We start from the raw sequence: 23,186 nt of genomic DNA, 5'->3' as shown, positions 1-23,186 counted from the left end.
AAACGTTTGCCTTAATTATAGTGAACTTATACGTAAACCTATTTTTGACACGTGTTACTGATTCGATCAGGCATGAGTGGAGAAAAGTAAGGAATGTAAGCTAGAGAAAGGGATATACTACCCTTTGTATAGCTATCGTTCTATCTTTTTTTCCTCATGTCTTTTTGGCGTTTGTCGGAAGGTATCAATATAGATAAGAGAGGAAGGGTTTCCATGTTTAAGAAGATCTTTGGTGTTCTTCAAAAAGTCGGAAAAGCGTTAATGCTTCCAGTAGCGATTTTACCGGCGGCAGGTATTTTACTTGGATTTGGTAATGCATTTCAAAATCCACAGTTAACAAATGTTATTCCTGCTTTAAAAGCAGATTGGTTCGTAATGGTTGCAAAAATTATGGAACAATCTGGTGATATTATTTTCGCTAACCTTGCATTATTATTCGCAGTTGGGGTAGCAATTGGTTTAGCTGGTGGAGACGGAGTAGCTGGTTTAGCAGCATTCGTCGGCTACTTAATTATGAACAAAACGATGAGTGTGTTCTTAGAAGTAGATAAGCTAGTGAAAGTAACAAGTTCTGGAGCAGACCCAGTAAAAATTGGATTTGCAGATCCAGCGTATGCAAACGTATTAGGTATTCCAACGCTACAAACAGGGGTATTTGGTGGTATTATCGTCGGTATAGTAGCGGCATATTGCTATAATAAATACTTCAACATTGAATTACCATCATACTTAGGTTTCTTTGCAGGTAAGCGTTTCGTACCGATCGCAACTGCAACATTCTCTTTAATAGTAGGTATTATCATGTGCTTCGTTTGGCCATACATTCAAGGTGGCTTAAACACGTTCTCACATCAAATGATTGATGCAAATAGAACAATCGCAGCATTTATATTCGGTTTAATTGAACGTTCATTAATTCCATTTGGATTACATCACATTTTCTATTCACCGTTCTGGTTCGAATTCGGTCAGTATACAAATGCAGCTGGCGAATTAATCCGTGGTGACCAAAAAATCTTTATGGCACAGTTAAAAGACGGTGTAGAATTAACAGCAGGGACATTTACAACTGGTAAGTATCCGTTCATGATGTTCGGTCTTCCAGCAGCAGCTTTAGCAATGTACCATGAAGCACGTCCAGAAAATAAAAAATTAGCAGCAGGTATTTTAGGTTCTGCAGCATTAACATCTTTCTTAACAGGTATTACAGAGCCACTTGAATTTTCATTCTTATTCGTAGCGCCAGTATTATTCGGAATTCACGCTGTATTTGCTGGTCTATCATTTATGACAATGCAAATTTTAGGTGTTAAAATTGGTATGACATTCTCTGGTGGTTTAATTGACTTCCTATTATTCGGTGTACTACCAGGCCGTACAGCATGGTGGTGGGTAATTATTGTTGGTCTTGTACTAGCAGTTATTTACTACTTCGGATTCCGCTTTGCAATTCGTAAATGGAATCTAAAAACACCTGGTCGTGAAGTGGCAAATGCAAATGACGGCGCAGGAAAAGCAGAAGCAGGCGAACTCCCTCGTGAAGTATTAGTAGCACTTGGTGGTAAAGAAAACATTGCTTCTTTAGATGCTTGTATTACTCGTTTACGTGTTCAAGTTAACGAACAAAAGAATGTAAACAAAGACCGCTTAAAAGAACTTGGAGCAGCTGGTGTACTTGAAGTTGGAAATAACATTCAAGCTATTTTCGGACCGAAATCTGACACATTAAAATCACAAATTCATGATATTATGTCAGGTCGTACACCTCATGTTGAAAAAGAAGATCCTGTAAAAGTGGAAGAAACTCCTCAAAAAGTTGATGAAAATGAAACAATTGTATCACCAATCGAAGGAAAAATCTTACCAATTACAGAAGTACCTGACCAAGTATTCTCAGGAAAAATGATGGGAGACGGATTTGCAATTGAGCCAACTGAAGGAACAGTAGTTTCTCCAGTGAACGGTGAGATTGTCAATGTATTCCCTACAAAACATGCGATTGGTATTCAATCTGAAGGCGGAAAAGAAATTTTAATTCACTTCGGTATTGATACTGTAAAATTAAATGGTGAAGGTTTTGAAGCGCTTGTAGCACAAGGCGACAAGGTGAAACAAGGCCAACCATTATTAAAAGTAGATCTTGCATTTGTAAAAGAAAATGCACCATCTATCATTACACCAATTGTCTTTACAAACTTACAACAAGGGCAACAAGTCGAATTGAAAAAAGATGGAAATGTTAAGAAGGGCGAAACCGCTATTATTGACATTCAGTAGGAATTTGACGCAAAATGTTTATAATTATAATAGGCGATGTGGTTGACCGAACATCGCCTATTATATACAATAGATGATGTAGTACTCACGTCTATACAACTAAAAAATACTGTAATTTAAAGGAGATAAATTATCATGGAAAAAATCTTTAAAGTAACTAGCGACTCAGGAATTCATGCTCGTCCAGCAACTCTACTTGTAAACACTGCAAGCAAATTCGGTTCTGATATTAACTTAGAGTATAACGGAAAGAACGTTAACTTAAAATCAATCATGGGCGTTATGTCTTTAGGCATTCAACAAAACGCAGAAATTAAAATCACTGCAAATGGTGATGATGCAGCTCAAGCACTAGCAGCTATCGAAGAAACTATGAAAAACGAAGGATTAGGAGAATAATGACTCTTAACATTCAAGGGATCGCTGCATCAAGTGGGATTGCTATTGCAAAGGCTTTCAGACTTGAAAATCCTGAATTTAACATCGAAAAGAAATCAATTACAAACGAAGCTGCAGAAATTGCACGCTTAGACGCTGCGCTTGAGAAAGCAAAAACTGAATTAGAAGCTATTAAGGACCACGCATTTGCTGAGCTAGGTGCTGACAAAGCTGCGATCTTTGAAGCACATTTATTAGTGTTAAATGATCCAGAACTAGTAAACCCAGTAAAAGATAAAGTAAATAGCGAAAAAGTAAATGCTGAATTTGCAATGGATGAAGTTGCATCAATGTTTATTTCTATGTTTGAAAACATGGATAACGAATATATGAAAGAACGTGCTGCGGACATTCGTGACGTAACAAAACGCGTTCTTGCACATTTACTAGGAATTAACTTCTCAAACCCTGGTACAATTTCTGAAGAGGTAATCATCATTGCTGAAGATTTAACACCATCTGATACAGCTCAATTAAACCGTAAGTATGCAAAAGGTTTCACTACTGATATCGGTGGACGTACATCTCACTCTGCAATTATGGCTCGTTCTATGGAAATTCCAGCTGTTGTTGGTACGAAAGTTGTTATGGAGAAAATCCAAAACGGCGATATCGTTATCATTGACGGTTTAGATGGAGAAGTAATTGTAAACCCATCAGAAGAAACTCTTCGTTCGTTTGAAGAAAAGAAAGCGAAATTTGAAGAGCAAAAAGCTGAATGGGCTAAATTAAAAGACCAAGCTACTGTAACAAGTGACGGACATCACGTTGAGCTTGTTGCAAATATCGGAACACCAAATGATGTACAAGGTATTATCGATAATGGCGGAGAAGGCGTTGGTTTATACCGTACAGAATTCTTATACATGGGTCGTGACAATCTTCCAACAGAAGAAGAGCAGTTCGAAGCGTATAAAGCAGTTCTTGAAGGTGTAAAAGAAGGTCAACCAGTCGTTGTTCGTACACTTGATATCGGTGGAGATAAAGAGCTTCCATACTTACATTTACCAAAAGAAATGAACCCATTCTTAGGATATCGTGCAATTCGCTTATGTCTTGATGAGCAAGATGTGTTCCGTACACAACTTCGTGCATTACTTCGTGCTAGCGTATACGGTAACTTAAAAATTATGTTCCCAATGATTGCAACTCTTGATGAGTTCCGTCAAGCGAAAGCAATTTTATTAGAAGAGAAAGCGAAACTTGTAGAAGCGGGTACAACTGTTTCTGATTCTATTGAAGTTGGTATGATGGTTGAAATCCCAGCTTCAGCAGTATTAGCAGATCAATTCGCGAAAGAAGTTGACTTCTTCTCTATCGGAACAAATGATTTAATCCAATACACAATGGCTGCAGACCGTATGAACGAACAAGTATCATACTTATACCAACCATATAACCCATCTATTTTACGTCTTGTAAAAATGGTTATCGATGCTGCTCATAAAGAAGGAAAATGGGCTGGTATGTGTGGTGAGATGGCGGGCGATTCACTTGCTATCCCATTACTATTAGGATTAGGGTTAGATGAGTTCAGTATGAGTGCAACATCTATTCTTCCTGCAAGAACACAGCTAAGCAAGTTGTCAAAAGCAGAAATGGAAACATTAGCAGAAAAAGCATTAATGATGTCAACTGCTGAAGAAGTTGTTGAACTAGTTAAAAGCATCTAATTAATAAAAAAACCTGAGTCGATTTGAAATCGGTCTCAGGTTTTTTCTATGAGAAAAGTAAATCTTATTTGCTTACTATCGAGGATAAGAGACAGAATTAGATAGCGATTGCAACGATATCAGTTGGGCATACACGTAAAATACCAGTAAAAGTATTTCGATTTTGATTGTTCTTATCGTCTTTATTGTTATCTTTGTTGTCTTTGTCATTACGAGCTAAAGCAGAGAAAAGAGCAACACCGTTAGCGAAACCTTCAAAAATTACATTGTTGAAAGTACCATTACCTCTAATGCTTAAAAGAGAAAGTTCTGTTCCAACTGAAATGCTAGCAAGTACGTTACATACAGCTGGTTGTTGTGGTCTAACCTCTCTCTCTCTCTCTTTCTCGCGATGGTCGCGCTCTCTTTCATGATGATGACATTCTCTAAAGTTATCACAGCATCCAAATGATCCAAACATAATCCTCATCACCCCCTTCACACTTATAATCTATGTAAGTTCGGTAGTTAGTGACTGGACAGAGAGTGGAATTTTTTCTAGGGGATTTTCTCATTTTAAATGACTAGCTGGGTGTTTAGTATGGAATGATGTTTAAAATAGGTGGAATATAACAAAAAAATGTAAAAACCACCGAAATAAATGAAATGGGTAGCCTTTACACTTTTTTACTTTTATATAAAACGATGATATATACAGGAAGAGCTAGGAGTAGTGGTACAATGGATCGTGCAGTATGTTTTTCTGATTCTAATTGGAATGCTTCTTCTTTTGGAAATTGTAAAATGGAGATGTTTGCGGCATCACCAATAAAATATAGAAGCAGTACAGTTACTATGTAACATAAAAGTGCGATAAAGCTTCCGTATGAACTCAATGAAAATCCCTCTCTTGTTATCTATTTGTTATCATTGTATCACAATTGTAACAAAAATACACGGGTATATTTCAACACCTTAACAAAATTCGACATGAAACGTCACGTTTATTTATGAGAAGGGAATAGAATATACTTTTCCATAAGTATAAATGTCGAATGATTTGTAGTAATATTACAAAAGTATGACAGGGAATAAAAAAACGAAGGCAATGTAGTTGCCTTCGTTTTTTATTATTTTGCCCACTCGCTTACTTGCTCTACGCTCATGCGAGGTGCAGGGTGGCCTTTTAAAGTTGATTCACCAATTGTAATAAGCATAATTGGAACGTAACGAGATGAAACGTTAAATTCGTCTGTCAGTGCTTGTGGATTGAAGCCACCAATAGCACAAGTATCCCAACCAGTTGCTTTAGCTGCAAGCATAAGTTGCATTGCTGCTAAAGATGCATTTGAAAAGGCAGCATCTCTTGGGAATTGTTCACGAGCATATGCAGATTCAATATTTTTAGCTAAGCGTTCTTTTGCTTCTTCTTTCATAAATCCTTGTTCTACAATTGGACCATATACTGGCTCAACATTTTTATAAGCTTCTAAATCACCTAAAATAGCGACTACTGCAGAAGCATCAAGAATTTGTTGTTGGTTATAAGCTATTGGGTGTAATCGTTTTTGTACATCTTCACCTTGAAAAACAAGGAATTTCCAGTGTTGTAAGTTCCAAGCGGAAGGTGCTTGTGCTGCTGCTTTTAAAATCTCATGTAATTCTGTAGATGAGATTTCTTTATTTGGGTTGAATGCACGTGTAGATGTGCGTTCATATAGAACGTTAAAAAAGTTGTCGTTTGTCATAATATATCCTCCAAATTGTATATAAAATTATCGGGAAAACGCAATGTATATTACTTACATTTTGTAAGTTATCGAATTTAAGAATATAATATCTTTATTTTAATTGTCAAGTTTTAAGAAATAAGCTAGGGCATTCATACAAACGATATAATTCCTATAATCATACACTAAAAAAGGAATTTATAGAGTGAAAAGGGAAGATAACATTCTCAATTAGCTTGTTAATATGTATTTCTCACAAATTAAAGTTTATTGGAGAACAGTCTTTTAGAAATGTTTGTGAGGAATTCAGTAGAACAAGATATATGAAGTGAGTGAAGACTAGTGATGAACATACTACATTTTTTATTAGAGAATACGGTTTTCCAAAATGTGTTACAAGATCTGCAGTTAAATGTCCTTTATATAGAAAATGGATGTAAACATCAACAAACGATAGAAAATATCCATCCAAAATGTATGTTTATAGCAAATAGTTTTGAAGAGGGCGAACTATTATTTCAAAGAACGAAACCGCACATTATAATTATGTATGTAACAGATTATTCTCAAATAAAATATATAAAGAATATGTATACCTCGCAAAGTACATTCATTGTCATTTGGGATCAACAAATAACAAAGGAATTTACAGATGTACTTGCATTAGGAATACGTAATATTGTAATAGCCCCTGTAACTCCGCAAGCAGTGTTAGAAGAAGTGAATAAGAGTTTGTATCAACTTTCTTTAGTAAGGCAAGTTAGTTTACAACAGGAACTGCTTCAAACGATGTTTGATTTTCAAAATGATTTATTATTTATAGTAGAAGATGATGAAATTGTTGATTGTAATACAAATTTTTTAACGTTTTTCGGATATGAAAATTTGTTTGCCTATCGCGAGCAACATTTAGTATTTGCTGAACATTTTATTAGAGAAAATGGATACTACTCGACGACGCATGATATAACATGGCTAGACGATACTTTATCAAGCGGTAGAAGAATTAAGATGTCAAATTATGAAGGGGCAGTATCTACTTTTCTATTACGTGCGACACCATTGCCAGAAGATTTATCAAGATTTATTGTAAAGTGCACGGAAATTACAGAATTAGATGAAATCTATCAAGAACAAGAAAGACTTGCTATGATAGATTCATTGACAGAGATTTATAATCGTTTAAAGTTTCAACAAATACTAGAGGTAGAATGGGAAAAGGTAATACGTAATGATGAGAAAATAGCAATTATTTTATTTGATATAGATAATTTTAAAACAGTTAATGACACATATGGTCATGATTTTGGCGATTTGGCATTAATACAACTTGCAGAGCTTATGAAATCTAAAGTGGAGCAGCAACATGTATTTGCAAGATGGGGAGGGGAAGAATTCATTATATTAGTGACAAATACAGTAGAAAAGGAAGCATTTCAAGTTGCGGAATCATTACGATTCTTCATTGAAACAAAGCAATTCACTGGAATTTCGAAGTTAACAGCTAGCTTTGGGGTTGCGTTATATGAACAAGGAACTACAAGAGAAGAATTAATGCAACGAGCGGATATTGCATTATATGAAGCGAAAAAAAATGGAAAGAATCAAGTATGTGTGTATAGAAAAGAAAAAATGTGATTTTTCGCAACAAATTGTTGCGATTTTTTTTTATTGTTTGATAATAGAATAGGGGGACAATTTTTAGCGAAGGAATTATGGAGGATCAATATGATAAAAAAAGTAATGGTGGTGGCTTCACTGTCTGCTATAGTTGGCGGCGGAGTATACTATTTTCTTGTTAGCCCCAATATAAAGGAAAACACTGTATTAACAACTAAAGTGAATCCTACTATTGAATCGGAAGTACAAGGGAATATAGAAGAAAAAGAAGAGCAACAAATTGATTATGCTAGCATATCTCAAAAATTAGATCAATATTTAGTCGGAAAGCAATTCAATGGAACAGTTTTGGTAACAGATAAAGAGCATGTTATATTGAATAAAGGATATGGGTATGCTGATGTTCAAAATAAAATAGAAAATACGCCTCAAACAAAATATCGTATCGGTTCTATTACGAAAACAGTCGTTGCCACATCTATTTTACAGCTGCAAGAACAAGGGAAATTGAATATTCAAGATAATGTAAATAAATATATTCCTTCATTTCCGGAGAATAAAAATATTACGCTATATCATTTATTAACGCATACCTCTGGTTTACCTGAACACGCAAAAGGCAATATTAATGCGGCTTCCCGCTTACAATTAATTAATTGGATTGGACGTCAAAATTTAGAATTTCCTGCAGGAACAGGTTGGAGATATACAGATTATAATTATATGGTGCTTGCTTATATAATAGAACATATATCGAAAAAACCTTTAGGAGATTACATAAAAGAAAACATATTTGTAAAAGCAGATATGCATGAATCCGGTATGGGAAATATGGTACCTGGAGATAAAAATTTTACAAAGGGTTATGTGAAAAAAGATCAAGAGCTTGTACCAGCGCAGAAGTTAGGCATGGATTGGCTATATGGTTGTGGTGAGATGTATACGACAGTTGGAGATATGAAGAAATTAGACGAAGCAATTATAAATGGAAAACTTCTTTCTGAACAAAGTATACAAGCAATGTTTTCACCTTCAGCAGAACGGAAATATGCATTTAGTTTTTATATATATCCAGATTATTTTCATAATCATGGTGTATTATCTGGTTGGAACACTTTCAATAATTTTAATAAAGAAAAAGGAACTTTTGTTATTTTATTTTCAAATGTGAAAAATAGTATGGATGATGACTTTAATAAAGAGTTCCGAAAGATGGTAAATGATTTATTAGAACAAAGGGGATGAGAAAATGGAACATAAAACTTTATCAATAGGTTTCATTGGTATTGGCGTAATGGGAAAAAGTATGGTTTATCACTTAATGCAAGATGGTCATAAAGTATATGTATATAATAGAACGAAAGCAAAAACAGATTCTTTAGTGCAAGATGGTGCAAATTGGTGTAATACGCCAAAAGAGTTAGTAAAGCAAGTTGATATTGTAATGACAATGGTTGGATATCCACATGATGTAGAAGAAGTGTATTTTGGTATAGAAGGAATTATAGAACATGCAAAAGAAGGTACGATAGCAATTGACTTTACGACATCTACACCTACTTTAGCAAAACGGATTAATGAAGTTGCAAAAAGAAAAAATATATATACGTTAGATGCACCTGTCTCAGGAGGAGATGTTGGCGCAAAAGAAGCAAAACTCGCAATTATGGTAGGTGGGGAGAAAGAAATATATGATAGATGCTTACCTTTACTTGAAAAGTTAGGAACAAACATTCAATTACAAGGACCAGCTGGGAGTGGACAACATACAAAAATGTGCAATCAAATTGCGATTGCTTCCAATATGATTGGAGTATGTGAAGCTGTTGCTTACGCGAAGAAGGCTGGACTGAATCCAGATAAAGTGTTAGAGAGTATTTCAACAGGGGCAGCAGGTAGCTGGTCATTAAGTAATTTAGCTCCTCGAATGTTAAAAGGAGACTTTGAGCCAGGATTTTATGTAAAGCATTTTATGAAAGATATGAAAATTGCTTTAGAGGAAGCAGAAAGATTACAATTACCAGTCCCAGGCTTAAGTTTGGCGAAAGAATTGTATGAAGAGTTAATTAAGGATGGCGAAGAAAATAGTGGAACACAAGTACTATATAAAAAATATATAAGGGGGTAAACGAGGTGGACCTTCAAAAGTTTGATGAGATGATTGATACTGTACAGCGAGCTACTTGTATGCAAATTAATGAAAAACAAAAAGAAGCTTTTAAACAAAAATATGATTTTGAACCAGAATTTGAATATGGAAGAGATGAGAAGGGACATTATGTAATTCGAACCTCAAAAAAGATGTTAGAAGAAATGGAGTTTTATTTGGCATTGAAATATGATCGTGATGGAGTGGATCTTTATATGCAAGCTGAGATTGATGGTATATTTCATGTATCTGTTAGCTATGGTGAAGATGCCCTACATCTACAAGAATTGTTTCAATTTCTAGAAGAAAATAAATAAAAGTCCTCATTTGAGGACTTTTATTTATTTAGTCATCTTTAATTTTTATAATTATAAGTTAGAAGCGCGTCGGCATCGTTCAACCGGGAACGGGATAATTTGTGCGATGTGATTAGGACCAAATTGTTTTGTACGAGCATGGCGTATTATATAAAAAGCACACAGAATTGAAACAGGAATAGCGCCGAATAAACCAAATAATAAAGCGCTTACACAAGATGCGACAAATCCTAAAACACCAATTTCTAACTCTTCCATAATAGCTCCTAAAATAACAGGAAATGCTCCACATGTAACTCCAAGTATAAGTGCGATAAGTAAGCTCATGATTATCCCCCTCTGTTTGCGATATTATTTTCCTTCTAAGTTAATTGTAGTATATCACATATAAAACAGAATTTTCAGAAAAAATTCAATAAATGTTCAAAAAATGTTCGAAAAATGCACTTGAAAAATTAAGGTGTAAATTTGTGATGAAATGGTACTTTCAAGTAAATAAAAAATCAGACTTATTTCAAAATGAAATAAGCCTGTTCCATAGGAGGATGTATATATGTAGAGTGAATAAAAGTTTGGAAAAGGGGGTCCAAGTCCTTTTATTCAACTAACTACCTTAATAGATTGGAACCCAGCCTTCAGTTGTCACAAAAATACGAATAGCTACAACTTGGCGATCATCTTGCAAGGTAAAATAATGTCTTGCATTTTCAGGAACAGATATTAAATCGCCTGGCTCAAGTTCAACATCAAAGAATTTCCCATCTTTACCTTCAATAGCGAAAATGCCGTGACCACTGACGATAAAGCGAACTTCGTCATCTGTATGATGGTGTTCCTTTTGGAAATTAATTAATAATTCGTCAAGGTTAGGTGTGCTACTTGAAAGTGAGATTACATCATGTGCTTTATAACCTCGACGTGCTGAAACATCAGCGATTTCTTTTGAAAAAATAGCTAATATTTCAGCTTTGTTTTCATCTGTTAACGAATAATTTTCATTTAAATGAGTAGGAAGTTTAGAAATATTCCATTTCTCATATAAAACGCCTTCCTCTTGTAGAAATTTAGATACTTCCACTTCATTTTCAATACGAGTATTTACTTCATGAATACGAATTTGCGCCATTAGAAACGCCTCCTTGAATTGATAATAGTTTTATATGAAATTGGAATAAAAACTCATAAGCTTCTAATCTCTTCTTTGCATCAAAGCTATCTCGGCCCCATACGGTAATACCGTGGTTACGGATTAATACTGCACCCGAATCTCCTTGTATATGCTTTCGGAAGTTTTCTCCAAGTGTTGGGATATGGGCATGGTTTTCGATAATAGGAATGTGAATGGTTGCACCTTCTTCCCAAATATCGAGAGCTTTAATAATTTCTTGATTTTGAAGGGTGACTGCATCACTATATAAATTTGTGATGACATTATTATCGGTTGTATGAACATGAAGTACGCAACCGGCATTCGTATTGTTATAAATGTGTGTATGCAATATTGTTTCTGCTGAAGGGCGTAATTCAGTCTCTAAAACGGGAACTCCTACATGATCTACTAATAGAAAATCATCTGGAGTGGTTTTTGTTTTATCTTTACCGCTTGCCGTAATAAGAAAAGTAAGTGGTTCATGACTAACCTTTATAGAAATATTACCACTTGTTGCTGGGAACCAATTTCGTGTTGTTAACTCTTTTTTTATCTCGCTTAAGTCATACCATTGACGAAAAAGTTGTTTCATGCCTTCACCTCCAACAAAAGTTTTAATTCAGCTTGCACATCTTGAAATGTTTCAAACGGTGTATAAGCAATATGATTTTCTTCACACTTTGTAATAAGAAAATCGCGAGCGAATACTTTATCAGCTTGTTTCGCGGCTTGTAAATCAGTAATAGAATCTCCAATTACAATATGAAAGTCATCTGTATCACTTAATTTACGGATTAATGATGATTTACATAATCCGCAATGAATTTGACAATGATCATCACAAGAATGAGGCCATTTAACTGTAATAAACTCTGCTGAAAAGTCTGTTTCATTACAATAAATTTGCTCTTTTGGAATGATTCCTTGTAAGAGTGGATAGACGAAGAAATCCATTCCACCTGATATCACGTAAAAAGAAATGTTATTTTCCTTTACGAATTGTATAAACTCATGAAAACCACTACGGATTTCAGCAGTTTCTATTAAAAATTGAATAATATCATCGTGCAGATTAGTAGGTATTAATTGAAATAATTGAGAAACACCTTCTTGAATGGATAGTTCTTGTGATAAAATTTTATTCTTTACTTCTTCGGCTTCTGGTGGTGCGAATTTTTCCATAATGGACATAATGTTATCATTATTTGTAATCGTGCCATCGAAATCACAAAATACTTGAATACTCATAATTTCACCTCATAAGAGGGATTTCCCCATATTTGTAGTGCACTATGCAAATTTATGTCGTCTACTTCATGGAGTGGTTTATTTTGCAAAGTAGCATCAATTGCAGTACGGAAAGCTTTACCGCCGCCTTGCGCTCCATTTGGATGTCCGTGTATCCCGCCGCCAGCATTAATAACAACATCTTTACCGAAATCTCGTACAATAAAGGGAACGAAACCAGGATGAATACCAGCAGACGGAACAGAAAAGCTCTTCTTGAAAGATGCATCGTCTTCAGTTAAATATTTTGAGATAGCAAGAGCCTCCTCTTTTTCTAGCGCAACACTTCCGTATGGAGATGGGAATAATGAAAAGTCAGCCCCAGCATAACGTAGTAGCTTTCCAAGTAATAATGGAGATGAAACTCCATATAACTTGGATGCTGAATAAGCACCACTTACAGCAGGATGTGCCATAATAGGAACTGGGATTTCATCATCTTCTGCAAGTGATTGTAGTACATCTAGTCCGTAAGCAAATACGTTAAATAATAGAATATCAGCTCCAGCTTGCACTGCACGTTTAGCATTTTCTTTTAAATCAAAAGTTCGTCCTGTTAAATTTACGGCATATAACGTTTTATGTCCGTATGTTTCATATACGGATTGTAAAACTTCTTTTCCAGATACAATGCGTTTCGTAAGTGGTGTTAATGCATTTTCAAATAATATTTCATCATCTTTTACTATATCTACACCACCAATTGCTTGATCGCGTAATTGCGTTTTTAAATACCCAATGTTTCGTCCAATCATTCCTTTAAAAATACTCATTAAAAGGGGACGATCATGCACTTGTAAAAGATTTCGAATACCATCTATCCCGAATTTTGGACCAGGAAAATGTTTTTTTAACTCGTCTGAAAAAGTTAAGTCAATTAATTTTACTTCGCCATCAAGTGATAGCTTTCCAAATGTAGTCGTTAAAATCGCTGGTAAATCTGGACTGAAGTTTAATAGCGGATATTCGATTTTAATAATTCCGCGTTTTACTTTTTTACGTAAATACGAATTGGTATGTTCATGTTCAGCTAATTCCTCAACATGAATGACGTTGCCTTTATGCTGCTTTAATTGTTCTTGCAATAAGTGTGGCAAATGAGTCCAAGAGCCAATTGTTAAACCGAGTGCAATTTGCTCAGCTTTTTTTTCTAAGTTATGTGAATCATCATGGATTAAATACGTCGCTATAATTCCGCTCATTGTTATAACCTCCTAGTTAAATAAAAAAACCTCTCAGCTAAGGAGAGGTTTTTTTACAACCAGCTCCTTATCTGTCAGCGTAATGCTGCGAGAATTAGCACCGTGTCTACAATTGTAGATCGGTTGCCGGGTTTCGTCGGGCTCGTCCCTCCACCTGCTCTTGATAAGAAGTATTTAGAAATGTTTAAATTTTTAAGATAACTGAATTTTGTCAGATATTTTTCGTGTTGTCAATTACTTTTTGAAAAAATTTAATTTATCAATTCGATTAATGGCTTCTCGTAATCTATCTTCTGTATGCAAGAGACCAACACGGACATACCCTTCGCCATGCTCACCAAATCCGACACCAGGAGCAACTGCGACATGTGCTTTTTCTAGTAAAATATCAGAAAATTGCTCAGAGGTGTATCCTTTTGGAACGGGAAGCCATGCAAAGAACGATCCTGTTGGAATGTCTACATTCCAACCAATTGAGTGACAGGCTGAAATAAGAGCGTTTCTTCGAGATTCGTAACTATTTACAAGGTCTATTACACAAGACTGTGAACTTAATAGCGCTTCTCGAGCGGCATCTTGAACTGCACCGAATATACTAACATACATATGATCTTGTAATAGGTTAATTGTTTCAATCACACTTTCATTCCCTACAGCAAAAGCGATGCGCCAGCCAGCCATATTGAAAGTTTTTGATAATGTGTAAATTTCAATTCCTATATCTTTCGCACCATCTGCTTGCAAGAAACTAACAGGTTTTTGACCATCAAATCCGATAGCGCCATAAGCAAAATCGTGAACAACTAATATATTATGTTTATTAGCAAAGTAAATGGTTTCATCAAAAAAATCTTTTGATGCAGTAGCACCGGTAGGATTATTTGGATAGTTTAAAAACATTAATTTTGCACGCTCTGCAATAGAGGCATCAATGTTCGTATAATCTGGTAAAAAGTTATTTTCTGCAATAAGTGGCATTCTTTCAAAGTGTGCTTTTGCTAAAGCAACCCCTGATAAATAATCTGGATAACCTGGATCCGGAACGAGAATCGTATCACCAGGATTTGTAAAACAAATCGGTAATTCTACTAGTCCAGCCTTCCCACCAAACAAAATAGCAACTTCAGTTTTTGGGTTTAATTCGACGCCATATTCACGTTTATAGAATGTAGCCACGGCTTCCTTTAAGCTTTCATGTCCGCGAAATGGCGGATATTTATGATGAATGGTCTTTTCGGCAGCATCTTGTAAAGCTTTTACGATATGCTGCGGTGTTGGTTGATCTGGATTACCTTGACCTAGATTAATAACATCGTGACCAGCTGCAACGACTTTGTTAACTTTTGCAACAAGTGAAGCGAAAAATTGTGTTGGCAATGATGTTACTATCTCAGAAGGTTGAAATAATTTCATACTTTCCACCTCTTTTGAAAGTTGTTACAATTCTAGTGACAAATGATATAATCTTTCCAGTATTTTGTAAAGAGAAAAATAAGAATGGGGCTGAAAAAATGAAAGTCGCATGTATTCAAATGGATATTGTTTTTGGAGATGTAGAAAAAAATATTGAGAATGCTAAAAATAAAATAAGTGAAGCTATGAAGGAAAGGCCAGATGTTATCGTCTTACCAGAACTATGGACAACAGGATATGATTTAACGAGACTTTCTGAAATTGCAGATAGGGATGGAGTGGAAACGAAAGAAAAGTTAATAGAATGGGCGAAGCGATATGATGTACATATTGTTGGTGGGTCCATAGCAAAGCAAACAGAGCAAGGCGTTACAAATACGATGTATGTTGTAAATAATGAAGGACAGTTAGTCAACGAATATAGTAAAGTACATTTATTTCAGCTTATGGATGAACATAAATATTTAATAGCTGGTAATGGTACGGGCGAATTTAAGCTAGATGATGTTGAATGCGCTGGAACAATTTGTTATGATATTCGTTTTCCAGAGTGGATGCGTGTTCATACTGCTAAAGGGGCAAAAGTATTATTTGTTGTAGCTGAATGGCCATTAGTTCGTTTAGCACATTGGCGTTTGCTATTGCAAGCAAGAGCAGTTGAAAATCAGTGTTATGTTGTTGCGTGTAATAGAGCAGGGAAGGATCCGAATAATGTGTTTGCAGGTCATTCTTTAATTGTGGATCCTTGGGGTGAAGTTGTAGTAGAGGCGAATGAAGAGGAATCAATTTTATTTGGAGAGCTTGAATTCGAGAAAATTAAAGAAGTACGTAAAGGAATTCCAGTTTTTGCGGATCGCCGTCCAGAATTATACAAATAAAATGTTGACAAGTGATTTTTATTCTTGGTATAGTCTTCAACATAAAGTTAAAAATTCAAAAAATTATACAACTCTTATCAAGAGCAGGTGGAGGGATTTGGCCCGATGAAGCCCACAACCGACCGTAATACCATTGTGAAATGGGGCGTTTATTACGCCAAAAGGCACGGTGCTAATTCCAGCAGAAAGTAAAACTTTCTGGCAGATAAGAGGGGAGAAGATAAACTTCAAACCTCTTTCTTAGTGGAAAGAGGTTTTTCTATGTTAGAAAAACCTCTGAATTTAAAAAGGGGGAGAAGAAGATGGGATATTATTCATTAACAGAAATAACAGCTGTACAATATGCGAAAGATTATGGCTATTTTGAAGAGAAGGCAAATGTCATTTGTCATGAAATTGGAGATGGAAACTTAAATTACGTGTTCAAATTAGATGATGGAGAGAAATCCATTATAATAAAACAAGCACTGCCTTATGCGAAAGTAGTTGGTGAAAGCTGGCCATTGTCTATAAAAAGAGCAACGATTGAAAGCAAGGCATTACAAATTTTTGCGCAGTATGTACCGGATTATGTTCCAGTAGTGTACAGTCATGACGAAGAGTTAGCGATAACGGTAATAGAAGACTTATCAAGACTAACAATTACAAGAAAAGGATTAATAGACGGAGAAGAATATCCGCTTTTATCCCAGCATATTGGTCGTTTTCTAGCACATGTTTTATTTTACACTTCAGATTTTGGTTTACAGTCAGAAGAGAAGAGGATACTAGAAGGTACCTTTGTAAATCCGGACCTATGTAAAATTACAGAGGATTTAGTGTTTACAGATCCGTTTGGGCATTATGATACAAATGATTATGAGCCAGATTTACAGCTCGTGGTTGATGAACTTTGGAGTGATAAAACTTTAAAACTAAAAGTAGCACAATATAAATATAAGTTCTTAACAAGAAAAGAAACTCTTATTCATGGTGATTTACATACTGGTAGTATTTTTTCGTCACCTTCTGAAACGAAAGTGATTGATCCAGAATTTGCGACATATGGCCCATTTGGGTTTGACATAGGTCAATTTATTGCAAATCTATTATTAAATGCGTTATCTAGAGAAGAAGAAAAGAGAAGTGTACTATTTTTCCATATAGAAAAGACGTGGAGTTATTTTGTAGAGACTTTTACAAAGTTATGGATTGGAGAAGGTGTAGAAGCATATACGAAAGAAAAACAATGGTTACCAATTATTTTGCAAAATATCTTTACTGATGCTGTTGGATTTGCCGGATGTGAACTAATTCGTAGAACAATTGGTTTAGCTCATGTAGCAGATTTAGATGAAATAGAAAATAAAGAAACAAGAATTCAAGCTAAGAAACAAGCGCTATCCTTAGGAAAAGAACTAATAAAATATGAATCTAAAAGTGCTGATATTCAACTGTTTCGAACATTATTTCAACAGACAGTTTCAAGGGGTGTAAAAGCATGAGTACAATCGTTACGGTTCCGAGATCTGTAAGTTGGAAAGGGGATGCAATTGCGGTATTAAATCAAACGAAATTGCCACATAGCACAGAATACAAAACATTAACGACTATTGAAGAGGTTTGGAAAAGTATCATAATGTTAGAAGTACGCGGAGCGCCTGCAATTGGAATTGTAGCTGCATTTGGCTTGGCGCTTGCAGCGAAAAAATATAATACTTTACATATCGAAGAATTTCAAAAGAAGTTTAATAGAGACTGTAACTATTTAGGGACATCACGCCCAACGGCAGTAAATTTATTTTGGGCAATTGATCGTATGAGAGAATCTATTCGAGAGATTACTACAATAAAAGAAGCGCAAAAAATATTAGAAGAAGAAGCGCTTCGCATTCAACAGGAAGATGAAGAGGTGTGTCGAAATATTGGGGAATATGCGTTAACATGTTTTAAAGATGGCGATAATATTTTAACAATCTGTAACGCTGGAAGTATCGCAACTGCCAGATATGGAACTGCATTAGCTCCCTTTTATATTGGAAAAGAGAAAGGTGTGCGTTTACATGCATATGCGTGTGAAACGAGACCAGTTTTACAAGGTGGTCGCTTAACGACGTGGGAATTGAAGCAAGCAAATATTGATGTGACCCTTATAACAGATAATACTGCAGCTCATGCTATTCAAACGAAAGAAATAAACGCAATTATTGTGGGGGCGGATCGAATTGTCGCAAATGGAGATACAGCCAATAAAATAGGGACAATGAATTTAGCTATTTTAGCAAAGTACTTTAATATCCCATTTTACGTTGCTGCGCCACTGTCAACATTTGATGTTACGAAAGAAACTGGAGCCGAAATTATTATTGAAGAAAGAGATGAAACAGAAGTTACGAAAATCTTTGGAAAACAAGTAGCACCAATTGGAACGGATGTTTATAATCCAGCATTTGACATAACACCGAATGAATTAATTACAGGAATTATTACTGAGAAAGGTATTATACGCGGGGACTATAAACGAGAAATTGCATCATTATTTGAAAAACAAGCTAATACATAATAGCTTGTTTTTTTATGCCTAAATGCAGTGTTTTCTCTTACTTATATAATGAAAGGAGGGGAAGAGGGTGGAAGAGTGGATCAAGATGATAGGTAATGTAGGGTTTCCGATTGTTGTAACATTATATTTACTCCACCGCATTGAAAGTAAATTAGAGGGGGTAATTGTTGCAATTGAGAAGCTCCCGCGGCAATTAATAAAGTACGAAGATCCTCGGGATAAAAAATAAAGTTTGCTCTTCTTGAGCAAACTTTATTTTTATTGAGCGGTATAACCACCATCGATAACGACAGCTTGACCAGTTATACCTTTAGCTTTTTCACTCGCTAAAAACATCGCATAATCTGCAATTTCTTGTACTTGTAATAAGCGCTTTTGTGGAACGAGTGGATAAATAACATCTTCTAAAACATTTTCAAGTGGTACATTTCGTGTAGTAGCTAAGTCTTGTAGTTGATTACGTACAAGGGGGGTATCAACATAACCAGGGCAAAGGGCATTAACAGTAATACCATGCGTAGCACCTTCTAAAGCGGCAACTTTTGTTAATCCAATTACGCCATGTTTTGCACTATTGTAGGCAGCTTTTCCAGCAAACCCGACAAGGCCGTTAATAGAAGCGACATTAATAATACGACCATATTTTTGTTGTTTCATAATCGGAAAGGCATGCTTAATTGCAATAAACGGAGCAATTTGCATAATTTGAATTAGTAGCTCGAACTTTTCAGTTGGAAAGTCTTCAATGGGTGAAACGTGTTGCATTCCTGCGTTGTTAATTAATATATGTAATGAACCGAAATGATCAACTGTTTGAGAAATTGCTGCTGTAATTTCCTCTTCAGATGTAACGTCACATTTTAAACCGATAGCTTGAAAACCTTCATTTTGTAATTGTTCAGCAGCTTCTTTTGCACGTTCTTCAAGCCGATCGGTAATCACAACTTTTGCACCTTCTTTTGCAAAAGCCTTTCCCATTTCATAACCAATGCCACTTGCAGCACCTGGTTAAAAAGACAACTCGATTTGTAACCATGATGAAAAACATCCCTTCATAATAAAGTTTTCATAGTGCTCTATTTAGAGAAGCTATAATGAAATTCCTGCAAACATTTGGAAAAAATATCGTTAGCTATCTTGTTTTGCAAAATAGTCTTTGCTATACTATTTTGTAAAGCAAGATACTTACGCTTATCTATCTTGTAAAGCAAGATAGTAGGAGGATTTGAATTATGTCGACAAGTCAAATGCTGAAAGGGATTTTAGAAGGATGCTTACTTGCTATTATTTCTGAAGGCGAAATATACGGTTATGAAATGAGTGAAAAGCTAGCGAAGTATGGTTTTACAATGGCGAGTGAGGGAAGTATTTATCCGTTATTAATACGAATGCAAAAAGAAGGACTAATAACAAGCGTAATGAAGGAATCTCCATCTGGTCCAAAGAGAAAATATTATACATTAACAGAAAAAGGCGAGGAAGTCACTTGATGAATTTATGGATCGCTGGGAAACGATGCAAAGTAGTGTAGAACGTCTACTTGAAGGGAAGGGAAGGAGAAAATAATGCTATCAAGTGAAGCGCGAAAGTTTTTGTTAGATATGAGATTATTTTTGACGGCAAAGAGTGTGAAAGAAAGCGATATTGAAAATTTTATAGAAGATGCGGAACTCCATTTAATTGAGGGTGAGAGTGATGGGAAAAGTGTAGAAGATATTTTCGGAAGCTCACCGAAAGAATATGCAAATGAACTTGTCAAAGTAATGGAAAGAGATAGACAGGAAACGTGGAAGCAAATTGGTTTTACAGTAATGAATATCGTATCGTTTTGGATTATTGCTTCTATCTTAATAGTGAATCATGGAATGTTACAGATTTCACTTATTCAGTGTATCGGTTATAGTTTTTCATTGATTTTAGTTGTTATAGGTCCTAATTTTCTACTTCGCAAAATGGCCTTCGTAACAAGTTTTACAAAAACATGGTTTTCTATGTGGTCTTTAGTTATGATCGCTCCAATGTTTTTATTAGGAGCTGTTACGATATTAGACGTGATATATCCGACAAAAATGCTCACATTCACCGAAGTGCAAAGTTATATAGTGGCTGGTGGGATTTTTATCATCACAGTAGCTATAAATATATATTTTGAAGGATGGTTTAAAAACTTATATTTAATCATTCCACTTTCAATTATGTTAGTGTTTAAAACATTTACAACGGAAGACCTTGTTCCAATGTTATTTCAAATTATATGTTTATACGGAAGTTTGTTTATTTTAATTTTCCTTGAAATTATGATGAAGACGAATAGAAGAGAGACGGTTTAATAAGGGAGGGATTATCATGATGATTTCTAAAGAAGGAGAAAAGTTTTTAATTGATACGAAAGTGTATTTAATAACGAAAGGAATTAAAGAAGAAGATGTTGACGCTTTTTTAGAAGATGCAGAACTTCATTTAATTGAAGGTGAGAAAGAAGGAAAAACGGTAAGTGATATATTTGGTGATTCGCCAAAAGAGTATGCTAATCAACTTGCAAAAGAGATGGGTATAGATAGAAAAGGTAATTATAAATTATTGCTTTACTTTATTGTAAATTTATTGGCTTTTACGATGATGAAGAGCGTATTCTTTAGTGAAACCGACCATCGTTTGTCTTATTCTTTAATTGAGTTAATTGGCTATCCGATTATGATTTTTGCAGGAATTATTGTATTAATATGGGGGATGAGAACAGCATCATTTAAGCGTAAAAGAATTGAATTTTTAATTATATATATAAGTGGTGCGGTATGGTTCTTATCAATTTTTAGTATTGCATTATTAAATAAGTTTTATGGTACAACATTTATTAAGTTTACTAGTACAGACAGTTTCATCCTTGTTGGTGGAGTAGTTCTTTTAGCGGCTGTTATAAATATTAAATTTGGTGGTTGGTTTACTTTGTCATATTTACTAGTTCCAATTGCATTAGAATATGCATTTGGAATGATAGATGTATCAAGCGTTATCGGAATGTATGTACAACAAATAATTCTTTTCATTGCTATTTATATGCTTTTACAAATTCAGATAAAATTAGAAAAAAGAGAAGTATACAAATAAACAAGTAGGAGAGTTATGTATATGAGGAGGGGATTTCTCAGATCAACCATACTGTTTTTATCAAAAGAAATACATGATGCCTATTTTAATATTTTATTAGGTGATAAGTTTATATCTATCTTTTTAGTTTAATAGGAAAAAGGCTGCTCTGGATATACCAAAAATTATTTCCAAAGAAATATTATATAGGGATTTTTAGAGGGATTACATTTACATTTAGTTGTCTATTTTTATTTCTAGCAGCCGGGATTTGTTTTGTTGATTGGAATAAGTTGTTTTAAACAGTAACATGAGGGTTACTGTTTTTTTCTTTGCAATAAAGAGCTTTGTAAAGAGAGTGTTTTTTGTTCGTTCGTCAATAGAGACTGAATAGGAACATTTTCAGGGCGCGGGACTATCGGATACATAAGATTGGTTGGAGAAGGATGGTGCTCCGAGCCAGTTGGGGAATGAGGATCTGCGTGAGTAAGTTTTCCGTGAACACGTCTTGTAAATAAAATATGACCGATTTCGTGAGCAAGCGTATATATATTTTTCATAGGAGCAGCCGAGTTTGTTAAAACGATATATCCGGTAAGTTGTTGCTGTTTTGCTAAAGAGTAAGCGCAGGCAATTACTGCTGTTTCTTTGAAATAATCACTGCCAATATAACAAATATAAAGGTCGCATTCAGGAGCTTCATTTACACATGTTTGGAAAAAGGATGCCAGCTTTTCTTGACTTTGAATGGAATTTTTATAACTGATTTCACGGTCAAAAAAACGGAAAAGTTCATTTAATACAATTACTTCTTGAATTTGAAATGTAATGGGGTGCCAAATTGATTCTGCAACAGCTAAATCTTTTGCGATGCGGTCATCAGAAATATCGGCGCCGGGAGTAATACAAATACATATATTGACGTATGGATCCATAAGGAACACCTCAACTGAAAAAAAGTTCTTCCTATAATATATGTGGGGAAAAGATGTCATGTATGGATAAACGCCTTTTTTATTGAATATATAGATGACAAGTCGAAAAAATTTCATAGTTCTATAACGTAGTGTGATCATCTTTTTGATATAGTAAAGAAAAGGGGGAGAATATATGTATACATTAAAAATCGTTTCAGACAGAGAAGCTCTTTATCAATTTGCAAGTTATGTAAGAGTTGTACAAGGGGTGGAAGATGTATATGTAGAGGTGGGAGAACCTTTATATGAACATCCGTTAATGAAGTTTTATGTACATATTAAGCTGAAAGAAACATATGAGCAGCATAAAGCGTTACAGGAAATAGCAAGATTAGTAGAATTGGGGCGTTTTACATATGTCCATTATCGTAATGATGAAATTGAGGAAGCTTTTGAAGCTGTAAAATATGAAAGTTTTAAGAAATAAAGGTGAAAAAAAGGAGGCGAAAGCTTCTTTTTTTCTTTAA

24 protein-coding genes, 3 pseudogenes and 2 riboswitches are annotated in these 23,186 nt (G+C 34.9%); of the genes and pseudogenes, 16 read left to right on the top strand and 11 right to left on the bottom strand.

What is annotated here, in order from left to right; translation table 11 throughout:
- Positions 1 to 213: 213 nt before the first annotated feature.
- The 3 genes from ptsG to ptsP all read left to right on the top strand — a co-directional run bounded on the left by ptsG (position 214) and on the right by ptsP (position 4,388).
- The gene (gene ptsG, locus BC_RS20205) at positions 214 to 2,277 is read left to right on the top strand and encodes a PTS glucose transporter subunit IIABC (protein WP_000473177.1); all 2,064 of its coding nucleotides are present in this window, start codon (positions 214 to 216) and stop codon (positions 2,275 to 2,277) included.
- Between the two features lie 135 nt (positions 2,278 to 2,412).
- Positions 2,413 to 2,676, top strand: coding sequence for a phosphocarrier protein HPr (gene ptsH, locus BC_RS20200; protein WP_000411080.1), 264 nt, complete (start codon positions 2,413 to 2,415; stop codon positions 2,674 to 2,676).
- Positions 2,676 to 4,388, top strand: coding sequence for a phosphoenolpyruvate--protein phosphotransferase (ptsP, locus tag BC_RS20195; RefSeq protein WP_000174207.1), 1,713 nt, complete (start codon positions 2,676 to 2,678; stop codon positions 4,386 to 4,388). Before ptsH ends, ptsP begins: the two co-directional genes overlap by 1 nt.
- 97 nt (positions 4,389 to 4,485) lie before the next feature.
- Here the strand turns inward: ptsP and BC_RS20190 are convergent, their stop codons facing one another.
- The 3 genes from BC_RS20190 to BC_RS20180 all read right to left on the bottom strand — a co-directional run bounded on the left by BC_RS20190 (position 4,486) and on the right by BC_RS20180 (position 6,115).
- Complete coding sequence (locus BC_RS20190; protein WP_000468041.1) at positions 4,486 to 4,848, bottom strand: DUF3915 domain-containing protein; 363 nt, start codon at positions 4,846 to 4,848, stop codon at positions 4,486 to 4,488.
- A 196-nt stretch (positions 4,849 to 5,044) separates the two neighbouring features.
- Positions 5,045 to 5,263: a hypothetical protein gene (locus BC_RS20185; protein WP_000100485.1), complete on the bottom strand. Its 219-nt coding sequence runs from the start codon at positions 5,261 to 5,263 to the stop codon at positions 5,045 to 5,047.
- Positions 5,264 to 5,497: 234 nt separating this feature from the next.
- Entirely contained in the window at positions 5,498 to 6,115 is a 618-nt protein-coding gene (locus BC_RS20180) for a nitroreductase family protein (RefSeq protein ID WP_000180387.1), read from the bottom strand.
- A gap of 327 nt (positions 6,116 to 6,442) precedes the next feature.
- Here BC_RS20180 and BC_RS20175 point away from each other — a divergent pair, with 327 nt between their 5' ends.
- The 4 genes from BC_RS20175 to BC_RS20160 all read left to right on the top strand — a co-directional run bounded on the left by BC_RS20175 (position 6,443) and on the right by BC_RS20160 (position 10,183).
- Positions 6,443 to 7,735: a GGDEF domain-containing protein gene (locus BC_RS20175; protein WP_001023185.1), complete on the top strand. Its 1,293-nt coding sequence runs from the start codon at positions 6,443 to 6,445 to the stop codon at positions 7,733 to 7,735.
- A gap of 90 nt (positions 7,736 to 7,825) precedes the next feature.
- Entirely contained in the window at positions 7,826 to 8,962 is a 1,137-nt protein-coding gene (locus BC_RS20170) for a serine hydrolase (RefSeq protein ID WP_000592910.1), read from the top strand.
- A gap of 4 nt (positions 8,963 to 8,966) precedes the next feature.
- Positions 8,967 to 9,845, top strand: a complete 879-nt coding sequence (locus BC_RS20165) for an NAD(P)-dependent oxidoreductase (protein ID WP_000400429.1) — start codon at positions 8,967 to 8,969, stop codon at positions 9,843 to 9,845.
- A 5-nt stretch (positions 9,846 to 9,850) separates the two neighbouring features.
- Positions 9,851 to 10,183, top strand: coding sequence for a DUF3909 family protein (locus tag BC_RS20160; RefSeq protein WP_000365619.1), 333 nt, complete (start codon positions 9,851 to 9,853; stop codon positions 10,181 to 10,183).
- Positions 10,184 to 10,234: 51 nt separating this feature from the next.
- Here the strand turns inward: BC_RS20160 and BC_RS20155 are convergent, their stop codons facing one another.
- From BC_RS20155 to BC_RS20130, 6 genes are all read right to left on the bottom strand, one after another.
- Positions 10,235 to 10,510 carry a hypothetical protein gene (locus BC_RS20155; RefSeq protein WP_000054659.1) on the bottom strand — a complete coding sequence of 92 codons (276 nt, stop codon included), beginning with the start codon at positions 10,508 to 10,510 and terminating at the stop codon, positions 10,235 to 10,237.
- Between the two features lie 286 nt (positions 10,511 to 10,796).
- A complete protein-coding gene (locus BC_RS20150) occupies positions 10,797 to 11,309 on the bottom strand; it encodes a 1,2-dihydroxy-3-keto-5-methylthiopentene dioxygenase (RefSeq protein ID WP_000057314.1) in 513 nt (170 codons plus the stop codon).
- A complete protein-coding gene (locus BC_RS20145) occupies positions 11,287 to 11,925 on the bottom strand; it encodes a methylthioribulose 1-phosphate dehydratase (RefSeq protein WP_000811341.1) in 639 nt (212 codons plus the stop codon). The genes BC_RS20150 and BC_RS20145 overlap by 23 nt, the downstream gene beginning before the upstream one ends.
- Positions 11,922 to 12,581 (bottom strand): 2-hydroxy-3-keto-5-methylthiopentenyl-1-phosphate phosphatase, encoded by a 660-nt coding sequence (locus BC_RS20140; RefSeq protein ID WP_000027460.1) that lies wholly within the window; start codon positions 12,579 to 12,581, stop codon positions 11,922 to 11,924. Before BC_RS20140 ends, BC_RS20145 begins: the two co-directional genes overlap by 4 nt.
- The gene (mtnW, locus tag BC_RS20135; RefSeq protein WP_000014181.1) at positions 12,578 to 13,822 is read right to left on the bottom strand and encodes a 2,3-diketo-5-methylthiopentyl-1-phosphate enolase; all 1,245 of its coding nucleotides are present in this window, start codon (positions 13,820 to 13,822) and stop codon (positions 12,578 to 12,580) included. Before mtnW ends, BC_RS20140 begins: the two co-directional genes overlap by 4 nt.
- A gap of 64 nt (positions 13,823 to 13,886) precedes the next feature.
- A riboswitch (SAM riboswitch) is annotated at positions 13,887 to 13,992 on the bottom strand.
- Positions 13,993 to 14,056: 64 nt separating this feature from the next.
- Positions 14,057 to 15,235: a pyridoxal phosphate-dependent aminotransferase gene (locus tag BC_RS20130; protein ID WP_000765511.1), complete on the bottom strand. Its 1,179-nt coding sequence runs from the start codon at positions 15,233 to 15,235 to the stop codon at positions 14,057 to 14,059.
- A gap of 14 nt (positions 15,236 to 15,249) precedes the next feature.
- On the opposite strand from BC_RS20130, the gene BC_RS20125 reads away from it, so the two are divergent.
- The 4 genes from BC_RS20125 (at position 15,250) to BC_RS20110 (ending at position 18,884) form a co-directional block, all read left to right on the top strand.
- Positions 15,250 to 16,113: a carbon-nitrogen family hydrolase gene (locus BC_RS20125; RefSeq protein WP_002204714.1), complete on the top strand. Its 864-nt coding sequence runs from the start codon at positions 15,250 to 15,252 to the stop codon at positions 16,111 to 16,113.
- Between the two features lie 71 nt (positions 16,114 to 16,184).
- Positions 16,185 to 16,325, top strand: a riboswitch (SAM riboswitch).
- Between the two features lie 90 nt (positions 16,326 to 16,415).
- On the top strand, positions 16,416 to 17,597 hold the full coding sequence (mtnK, locus tag BC_RS20120) for an S-methyl-5-thioribose kinase (protein ID WP_000542687.1): 1,182 nt from the start codon (positions 16,416 to 16,418) through the stop codon (positions 17,595 to 17,597).
- On the top strand, positions 17,594 to 18,655 hold the full coding sequence (gene mtnA, locus BC_RS20115) for an S-methyl-5-thioribose-1-phosphate isomerase (RefSeq protein WP_000104604.1): 1,062 nt from the start codon (positions 17,594 to 17,596) through the stop codon (positions 18,653 to 18,655). Before mtnK ends, mtnA begins: the two co-directional genes overlap by 4 nt.
- Before the next feature lie 67 nt (positions 18,656 to 18,722).
- The gene (locus BC_RS20110; RefSeq protein WP_000393335.1) at positions 18,723 to 18,884 is read left to right on the top strand and encodes a YvrJ family protein; all 162 of its coding nucleotides are present in this window, start codon (positions 18,723 to 18,725) and stop codon (positions 18,882 to 18,884) included.
- A gap of 29 nt (positions 18,885 to 18,913) precedes the next feature.
- Here BC_RS20110 and BC_RS20105 read toward each other — a convergent pair.
- Positions 18,914 to 19,691 (bottom strand): annotated as a pseudogene (locus BC_RS20105) (3-hydroxybutyrate dehydrogenase).
- 196 nt (positions 19,692 to 19,887) lie between these two features.
- Here BC_RS20105 and BC_RS20100 point away from each other — a divergent pair.
- The 4 genes and pseudogenes from BC_RS20100 to BC_RS28105 all read left to right on the top strand — a co-directional run bounded on the left by BC_RS20100 (position 19,888) and on the right by BC_RS28105 (position 22,044).
- A pseudogene (locus BC_RS20100) lies at positions 19,888 to 20,221 on the top strand (PadR family transcriptional regulator).
- Positions 20,221 to 20,985: a DUF1129 domain-containing protein gene (locus BC_RS20095; protein WP_000952885.1), complete on the top strand. Its 765-nt coding sequence runs from the start codon at positions 20,221 to 20,223 to the stop codon at positions 20,983 to 20,985. Before BC_RS20100 ends, BC_RS20095 begins: the two are co-directional and overlap by 1 nt.
- Before the next feature lie 19 nt (positions 20,986 to 21,004).
- Complete coding sequence (locus tag BC_RS20090; RefSeq protein WP_002183912.1) at positions 21,005 to 21,763, top strand: DUF1129 domain-containing protein; 759 nt, start codon at positions 21,005 to 21,007, stop codon at positions 21,761 to 21,763.
- 21 nt (positions 21,764 to 21,784) lie between these two features.
- A pseudogene (locus tag BC_RS28105) lies at positions 21,785 to 22,044 on the top strand (DNA-binding protein).
- A 15-nt stretch (positions 22,045 to 22,059) separates the two neighbouring features.
- On the opposite strand, the gene BC_RS20085 reads toward BC_RS28105, so the two are convergent.
- Positions 22,060 to 22,677 (bottom strand): ImmA/IrrE family metallo-endopeptidase, encoded by a 618-nt coding sequence (locus BC_RS20085; protein WP_000371608.1) that lies wholly within the window; start codon positions 22,675 to 22,677, stop codon positions 22,060 to 22,062.
- Positions 22,678 to 22,852: 175 nt separating this feature from the next.
- Between BC_RS20085 and BC_RS20080 the strand changes: the two genes are divergently transcribed.
- Positions 22,853 to 23,146, top strand: coding sequence for a DUF3928 family protein (locus BC_RS20080; RefSeq protein ID WP_000288330.1), 294 nt, complete (start codon positions 22,853 to 22,855; stop codon positions 23,144 to 23,146).
- The last annotated feature ends 40 nt before the right edge of the window (positions 23,147 to 23,186 follow it).

This window comes from Bacillus cereus ATCC 14579, from assembly GCF_000007825.1.
In the GTDB taxonomy this organism is placed as follows: Bacteria; Bacillota; Bacilli; order Bacillales; family Bacillaceae_G; genus Bacillus_A; species Bacillus_A cereus.
The sequence above is the reverse complement of the archived record's forward strand: the minus strand, read 5'-3'. Positions and strand labels throughout refer to the sequence as shown.